The sequence below is a fragment of the Aquidulcibacter paucihalophilus genome (assembly GCF_002105465.1).
GTDB classification, from domain to species: Bacteria; Pseudomonadota; Alphaproteobacteria; order Caulobacterales; family Aquidulcibacteraceae; genus Aquidulcibacter; species Aquidulcibacter paucihalophilus.
Genome location: NZ_NCSQ01000134.1, coordinates 1 through 7,950 on the forward strand (window position 1 = coordinate 1; position 7,950 = coordinate 7,950).

Annotated in this window: 6 protein-coding genes; all 6 read right to left on the minus strand. The window is 55.4% G+C overall.

Features of this window, described 5'->3' with window-relative positions; all coding sequences use genetic code 11:
* A partial coding sequence (locus B7364_RS08630) for an ArdC-like ssDNA-binding domain-containing protein (RefSeq protein WP_157893610.1) occupies positions 1-586 on the minus strand: 586 nt, incomplete at its 3' end.
* 219 nt (positions 587-805) lie between these two features.
* Positions 806-3,121 (minus strand): AAA family ATPase, encoded by a 2,316-nt coding sequence (locus tag B7364_RS08635; RefSeq protein ID WP_198534125.1) that lies wholly within the window; start codon positions 3,119-3,121, stop codon positions 806-808.
* Complete coding sequence (locus B7364_RS08640; protein WP_085339600.1) at positions 3,093-4,313, minus strand: GIY-YIG nuclease family protein; 1,221 nt, start codon at positions 4,311-4,313, stop codon at positions 3,093-3,095. Before B7364_RS08640 ends, B7364_RS08635 begins: the two co-directional genes overlap by 29 nt.
* Positions 4,303-6,378: a DEAD/DEAH box helicase gene (locus B7364_RS08645; protein WP_085339601.1), complete on the minus strand. Its 2,076-nt coding sequence runs from the start codon at positions 6,376-6,378 to the stop codon at positions 4,303-4,305. Before B7364_RS08645 ends, B7364_RS08640 begins: the two co-directional genes overlap by 11 nt.
* A gap of 61 nt (positions 6,379-6,439) precedes the next feature.
* Complete coding sequence (locus tag B7364_RS08650) at positions 6,440-7,153, minus strand: hypothetical protein (RefSeq protein WP_085339602.1); 714 nt, start codon at positions 7,151-7,153, stop codon at positions 6,440-6,442.
* The coding region (locus B7364_RS08655; RefSeq protein ID WP_332835078.1) for a type IIL restriction-modification enzyme MmeI at positions 7,150-7,950 on the minus strand (801 nt) is incomplete at its 5' end. The genes B7364_RS08650 and B7364_RS08655, both read right to left, overlap by 4 nt.

Sequence of the window (7,950 nt, forward strand, 5' to 3'; positions counted from 1 at the left end):
CCACTTCAATGCAAGGCGGCCAAGACCGGTCGCTTACGTAGCAGGCGCGTTCTCCACCGATGGAGATCTTGGCGCCGCTTGCTTGCACCAAGGCCTCGGCCGCGATGCTGGGCTCGATGCGATCCACGTTCACGTCTGGCGTGTCGATGGTAAAGCCATCGACTTGCGCCACATTGAATACGCGTGATGCACGGGCGATGAAGGAACGCTGACCGCGTTCGTCGGCATCATCGCCGGACGTATCATCACGTTCACCGGGTTCAATGTCACGATAGAAGATGATGAGAGAGGACTTCTCGCCCTTGCGCACTTGGGCGCCGCGATCCTGCCACTGGCGATACGTGCCCCACAGGCCGTTGCTGAAATGCTGGCAATGCGCCGATGCCCAAAGGGCAACGGTGTTCACGCCGCGATAGGCGCGCTTGCTGGCGACATTGACGGGACGCTCGATAGAGCCGCCCGAACGGTGCCAGGGCATTTGCGGATGATCTGCGCCTTGCTCGATAGCGGCGATGATCTGATTGGTGATGGCTTCATAGACGTCGAAGCGTGCCGGTGAAGCGGATTTAGAAGTTGAAGTGGTCATGTCCTGATCTCCTTTCGCTGGTCCTGAGGACGCGGAGGGATCGGGCGGGGGCGGATAAGCGGCCTGTCAGCCACAAGGCGGAACGGACAACACGGGAGCGAAGCGAATGGAGCGGGCAGTCCGTTGACAGGACGTGCGCCTCAGCCACGTTCGCGGGATTATCTCAGGTACTGCGCAAGGGACGGATGGATGACGACCCAATTTGCAAGTGCCAAGCATTTACCGACATTGGCGACATAGCCGCTCGTAATGGTCAGCATCGAGCTTTTCCACCAGCTCCATCAACGCCTGGGCCGACTCGTGCGCCTCTTCGACCGTCATCGACGAGAATGTAATTAGGTCATCAAGATTGTCCCCGTGCGATTCAACCTGCACGAGCCTATCGACTGCGCGCAGCCTAGAGGGATCAAGGCCAAGCGCTTCGGCTTCTCGCGAAAGGGCTTCGACTTTATCGGCAAGGCCATTGTTGCCTGGACGCTTGAAAGCAAGGAAGACATCGGCAACTTTCCTCATTGCGTTCGGCATCAGGAAGAGATAATCATTCTCTGCGCCATCTGCCTCCGCAAAGTTCAATACAAGCGAGAACAAGTAATGATATTCGGAGTCATACTCTCGCAATAATTTAGGAAGCTTGGTGATTTCAGATTGCCGCGCATTGTCCCGTGATTTCAAATCTAGAAAAAGAAGTGCGGCAATCCCTTTGTCTACTTTGCCTTTAAGCCACTTCCTGCACTCGTTCATGAAATTGACGTTGTGAGTCAGGATGATTAGTTGCTTCGCCGCGCCGACATGTCCTTTGAGTACGCTGAATGCATAATTGAGCGCTTTGGAATCCAAACTCGATATCGGATCATCCACGATGACGATCAGGTCTTTGATCTGCCGCCCGTCTGAGCCGAGACTGGACAGAAAATAGCAGAGTGTGATCGCGGTCTTTTCCCCTTCACTGAGATTGGTCGCGATTTCATGTCCGTGACGCCGTAGCTGAAAGCCGTCATCCTGCGCCACAATTTCTATATCGCCGTGCCTTAGGTAGGCCTTGATAAGCGCGTTAATGGCCTCGGCTGCAGGCCCGTGATTACGAAGCTGCTGGCTGAGCTCTTCAATTTGTTGCACGAGCTTATTGAAAACATCGCTGTCTTTGGTGGTCTGCTTGTCTGCATCGGCTGCCTCACTCTCAAGACGCCGATATTCATCGCGGGCTTCCGCCAGGTAGTGGCCAAGCAGTGCGCTGCGTGCATCCTGCTGCGTCTGCGCAAACTCGTCATGCGCCTTGTTGTGTATGGCGATGCACTCGTTGATGCTCGATAGCGCTTCTGAGCAGGCCCGTTCGAATCGCGTCGCCTCAGCGGGATCGGGACATGCCGCAAGATCGACGGCGGTATTCGGGGCTTGTGCCTTTCGCGCGAGCGCATCCTCATAGAGGGAGAGCGCTTTCCCGAGATCGCTCAAGGCTGCTTTGTAGGCGAGGGCTCCGGCGTCATAAGCCGACTGGTCGCCAGCTAAATCATTCCGCGAGGGTATCGTTGTTCGCGCTGCGGTAATCTGCGCTTGCAGATCCCGGCCACGCGCGGCGAGGTACGCTGTCTCGGCCGCGATGCGATCAAACTTGTCGTCAATCGCGGCATCGAGCGCCTGCATTCTTTCCGGTGTGAAGGGATTGCCGCATAACAGGCAATCATCGAGATTATTTGTGCGGTGATATTCTTGCCCCGCTTTGACCCATCCAACCATCGAAGGATGGTCGGTGAGTTCCCGAAGTGTTGCCGTGCCGACGGTCTCGGAAAGACAAGCACGGGATCGTTCAGCAAACTCCCGAAAGCCGTCCAGCGCACCTAATTCAGTGACCTTCGGCGGCGGCGCGTCTTGCAAAATTAGGGTGCGGAGTTGCTTACGTCCTTGTTCATCAAGCAAGGCACTATCATCCCGATCACCTCTGGCAAACTCGGAATCTAGATTTCGGGCATTAAAATTACGGTCGGCGATTGCCTCACCGATTGCCCGCCCTGTGATCGTCTTGAATGTCGCGAATGCCCTGTCAGCCTTGCCTTTGGCTTGTTCGGAAGCGAGCTTTTGTGTCTCTAGCGGCTCTCGCTTGAGCGCCGCCTCACGCAGTTTCTTCCCCGTTTCGGCTTGGTCTTTGCCGATGTAAAACACGGGCTTGGCAGAGCCCACCTTCCACTGAAAGTTATCTTCGACGAAGTCGGTGTTGAAGACGGCGATATTCTGCTTCAGCGCACCGAGATTGTTTTCATTCGAAATCAGTGTCCCGTCATACAGCTCGATCTCAAATCGCCCGCCCGCAGGGAGGAGCGCGCAAAGCTCTCCCTTTTCAAGACTGCTAAATATGCGTGTTAGGGTCGTCTTGCCGCTGCCGTTAAAGCCATAGAGAAGATTGAGTTGCTTGAAGTTGCATTCATCGTCCGCCGTGCGGCAATTCCTAAAAACACCCAGATTTGAAGCGGTTTTCAGTTTCTTAAGCACGCCCTGTTTCCCCCCAGGCCGCTCAGGCAAGCCTGGCTTGGCTGGTGTCATAAACATACTCGCCGATTGTGCCATCCTTGATGCGTTCCACCGCCTCATTGATGCTGGCCAGCGGAACCAAAAACCACTCTCGCGGCACAACCGGGTTCCCGAAACGGTCTTTGATCTCGATGTCCACTCGGGCTGGCTCGAAAAAGCGGTGGATCAGGTGTTCAAGTTTGGCTCGGTTGATATTGTAGAGGGTGTAGGTCGCGACCACTTCCACTTCCGCCATCAGGAAGGTCGGGTCTAGGCGGGTGTTGCCTAGGCGCTTCTTTACATCGCTGCCCGTCACGCCGATCTTGTGGAGCACCTCGCGATTGGCGACGACGAAGGGATGGTCAGACTTGCTGCGCAAGACATAGATCGTGCCCGAGGCTTGGTCGTCCCCTGTGATTTCATGATCGAAGGCGACGGCTTCTTCCTCAAAAGCGAAGAGCGGGCCAGCATAACCGTGTGCAGAAATCCGACGGCTGGCTTCATCTTTGTGGAGGGCGCGCACGAGGGAGCGCAGTAGCATTCTGCTCTCGGTCCCGTTTGAGAAGATCGCGCGGATCCGGGCGTCATTCTCGCCGTTTGGTGCCTTCTGCGGCTCGCCAACCTCGGCAACATAGACAGTCAGACCATCCAAAATGAAGAACTCGCCCTGCTTGATGTCGGTCTTGAGAAGGCCTGCCGCCTTGCGGATGACGCGGCTTTCACGTTCGCCGGTTTTCAGATCCGCTGCGACCTGGTCGAACAGCGGCTTGAAGGTGGCGAAGTCCTCGCACTTCTCGCGGGCCGCGACTTCCTCGGCGGCACGTTTTTCATCGGCGGTGCGGACGTGTTTCAGGGTGGTGATGTCGCCAATGTCCATCGCGCCTTCCAGCTCGGCCAGAAGCGCGTCGGTATCCAGCTCTGCATCAGAAGCAGGCGCAGGCTGGGGTTCAGCACTCAACAATCCTTGGCGATCCAGCGGCTCGAGAATGGCGCGGCAGTCGGGCTGATCGCACAGGCGGTCGAGGCGCACCGCATAGAGGCGCTCAAAGATATCGAGATGCTCGCCATGGCGCGGCGCATGGCCATGTTCATCGACAAAGCGCTGGATGTCTTCAAAGCCCGCGATGATACGCTCTTCGCGCGGGCTGCGACCGGCCTTCTTTTCCTTGGGCGCAAACTCCGCGAGCTCTTCGGCCAGAGCATCAAGATCGAGGTCATCCGTCATAGCGGCCCTCTTTCTTGTAGCGCATGAAGGCGGCGGCACCTTCGGCGAGTTTGCGCTCGAATGCATCAGCTGATGTGACCGATGGCGGCCGCTGACGCTCCTTGATGAAACGGGATGCGCGCACCGCAAATTCCTTGGCTTCATCGGGTGTGAAGCTGGTGCGCTTGCCAGTAATGGCGGTTGCGACTTGTTTCAGGCTCTCCTCGCTCATGGTCTTTGCGAGAATAGCATAGGCCTGCTGGAACGGATTAATGCGGTCGATGAGATCGATGTCGAGTTCGCGCACATCCATCGCAAATTTCCGCACACCGTCGATGAGAGCAGTGTTCACGCTCGGCTCAGTCTCACCCGCACGTCCCGTGCCGGAGGCGATGCGTGCAGCCTCCTGGGTGAGATTCAATGCGGCGATGGCATGCTGACGCACGGCTTCCTGATCCTCAGCATCTAGCTCGGGATAGCGGTCCTTGATGATCTTGCCCATGCGCATCACGGTCAACTCTTCAGCGACAAGCTCGCCACCCGCATGGTCGCCCTCAAATAGACCGCGTTCGATTGTGCGCTTGTCCTGCACGAAGCCCGCGATCACCTCATTTAGGTCTTCCTTGCAGATGCGCGCGGCTTCGGGGCTCTTGGGCTCAACCAGCCCCTTGATCTCGATATGGAACTGGCCGCTCTCTTCATTGAAGCCAACATTGCAGCGGTCGGGCTGATAGCCGCCTTCGCCATAGTTGAAGTCGGGCTGTGGGCCGCTCTGTGGGTTCTTGGGCGTGAAGTTGAAGCGCGGTGCCAGCACTTGCTCCATCAGTAGGCTGGCAGCGATGGCCTTGAGCGTATCGTTGACCGCTTCTGCAACAGCGCCTTCAGACGCATCGGGTTCGGCGATGAGATTGGTGAAACGTGCGCGGGTCTTGCCCGGCGCGTCGCGAGTTGCGCGCCCGATAATCTGCACGATTTCTGTGAGGCTGGCACGATAGCCCACTGTCAACGCATGCTCGCACCAAATCCAGTCAAAGCCTTCCTTGGCCATGCCCAGGGCGATGATGATGTCCACATGATCGCGGTTGTTTTTCTGCGCCGGATCTTTCAGCGCCGCTGACACACGGTCTCGCTTGACGGCATCATCATCCACCAAATCAGCAATGCGGAGCATGCGCCCATCGGGCCGCGCCACCAACTGGAAACCAGTAACCGGATCGGCGCCTTGCCAGTCACCCAATTCCTCGATGATGTGTTCCACTTCCCTGATCTTGTCCTTGGTGCTTTCTCGCGAATTGACATTGGGGATGTGGATGATGGTCTTTTCATCTGGGTTCAGCACCGCGAGGATGTCATCGGTGTAGGAGCCCGAATAGAAGAAATAGCCGATGTCGAGCTGCTTGAGATACTCATAGCCATTCAGCTGCTCATAGTATGTGTAGGTGACGGTCTCGAAGCGAGCTTCATCGGTGGGTGACAGCACGGCCACTGCATCGCCCCGGAAATAGCTGCCTGTCATAGCCACGATATGAACCTTGTCGCGACTTATGAAGGCGCCAAGGTGTTGGCCCAACACATTGTCGGGATTGGCGGAAACGTGGTGGAACTCATCCACGGCGATCAGCCGGTCATCAAAGGCCTCGATGCCGAAGCGCTCGACCGCGAAGCGAAAGGTGGCATGGGTGCACACAAGCACTATGTCATCGCTGGCGAGGAAGCTGCCAACCGAATTGACCTTGCCGCCGTCTTCACCCGGCGCGTTGCAGAGGTTCCACTTCGGCTCTACCCGCCAGTCGGCCCAGAAGCCATATTGGCTCAGCGGCTCATCGGCAAAACTCGACCCGATAGATTTTTCTGGCACGACGATGATGGCCTGCTTCACGCTTTGATTGGCGAGCTTGTCGAGCGCGATAAACATCAGCGCCCGGCTCTTTCCTGATGCAGGCGGGGATTTGATCAGCAGATATTGCTCGCCACGTTTCTCAAAGGCCCGCTCCTGCATTGCACGCATGCCCAGGGCATTGGCTTTGGTGGAATTGCCATTACGGGCGTAGGTTACAGAGACGGATGGGATTGTGCGGGTGGTCATGGACGCGTCGCTTCTCTGCAGGAGTATGCTTTAGAGTTAATCGCATTTTGGAATACGAATTTCATGTTCGGCTCGTTTCGTTTCGAGTAAAGCTGTCAACATTATCAAGCCTGCTGACGCGTTCAACTTTTGAAAGAGCCTCTGGAACAGGAGACTGTTCAGAAAAAAGAAGCGCTTTGTGTCTTTCTTCAGCTGCCTTTTGGCGAGTTTCGAACTCCGCTATCTTAGTCTGGAAGAAAGCTCCAATTTCAAAACCCCAATCCCAGAATGGTTTGCCCGGTGCTGGCAAACGATGTTGTTCGCGTAGCGCGCTTGCCAATTGAACGGCCTCTAACCCCAGCCGCGCATACCCTTCCTGCCTTGCTGCAAAGAGCTCGTCATATCCTGGCGGTGATGCATGTTCAGAACATGATTGAATATAACTGTTGGTATCGCGTGCTGTGTTCTGCAGAGCCAAAGCCCGATACATCAGATCAAATTTGATGCTACGCCAGTCAACATCATCAGGATAGATTGGCGGCTCCGGCAACGCTTCTTGTGGGTCAGGATACTCTTCGCCTTCTGCTGTCATCCCAGCCGGGCGACCATAGGCGGTGCCGTCGTCTGATACAATCGAAGAGCATTGATCCGCGTAGGCATCCAGAACGGTGATAATGCCAACAGCGTGGACCCTGCCGACTTCTCTCCGTTGGAGCAAAAAAGTTACAACGTCCTTTGACGCAGTTAGCAGGCTACCGAGAATTACACCAATCAAACCGAAGACTGCTTCACTCATATCGCACCTGCCTTCTGCTTCTTGGCTGGCGACGCGTTAGCGGTCATCTTGGTGTAGAGCTCGAAAAGCTTCTCCAGGCGCTCGGTGTCGTTTTTGAAACGCCGTCCGATATAGATGCGTTCGAGTACTTCATCGTTGCGGTCATGAGCCTCGCGCAGATTGGCGGGCATTTTTTCGGGGTCATAGAGATCGGCGATGGTTACTGGGAAATGTGTCTCACGTGCCATGAGAATTTCCTCGGCAGCGCGAGTTAAATCATCCTTGTTTTTTTCGGTCAGCGTCGGGACCGGAAACGTGTTCCAACCGAGCGTGTTCGAATAATTGAACCTCGTCTCAAGCTTGCCGCATACCGCATCTATCCAAACATAGTGGAATCTTGAGGACAATATCGCAAGATTCCATAGAGGCGCGTCATAAAGCGCAAAATTTCGGTTCGAGATCGTAGCATTCTGATCGATCAAACCAATTTGGAACCATTCCCGTCTTTCAGATGATACGGCTGGAATAACGATGGTATGGGTGTGACCAAAGTTCATTTCACGCATTTGATGTGCGCGTTTCGCCATGTCATTCGCGCTCTTATCGCGGCTAGCTAAACGTGTAGCACGGACGCGGTCTAAACGCTCTTTAATCTCTGGAATTTTCTCTGCATCATGAAGATGTCTGTCTTCGATCCAAAGGCAGTATCTATCCTTTCCATTTATGAATTCATCTGAACCGTAAATTCGACGAATAAATCGGAGTTTCTGTGTGTGATTTAGAGCGTTTCCCGAGTTTTGTGAATCGAAAGGATTCCC

Excerpts from the sequence above, each read along its gene's own strand:
- B7364_RS08635 (WP_198534125.1), bottom strand. The coding sequence starts at position 3,121 with ATGACACCAGCCAAGCCAGGCTTGCCTGAGCGGCCTGGGGGGAAACAG.
- B7364_RS08640 (WP_085339600.1), bottom strand. The coding sequence starts at position 4,313 with ATGACGGATGACCTCGATCTTGATGCTCTGGCCGAAGAGCTCGCGGAG.
- B7364_RS08645 (WP_085339601.1), bottom strand. The coding sequence starts at position 6,378 with ATGACCACCCGCACAATCCCATCCGTCTCTGTAACCTACGCCCGTAAT.
- B7364_RS08650 (WP_085339602.1), bottom strand. The coding sequence starts at position 7,153 with ATGAGTGAAGCAGTCTTCGGTTTGATTGGTGTAATTCTCGGTAGCCTG.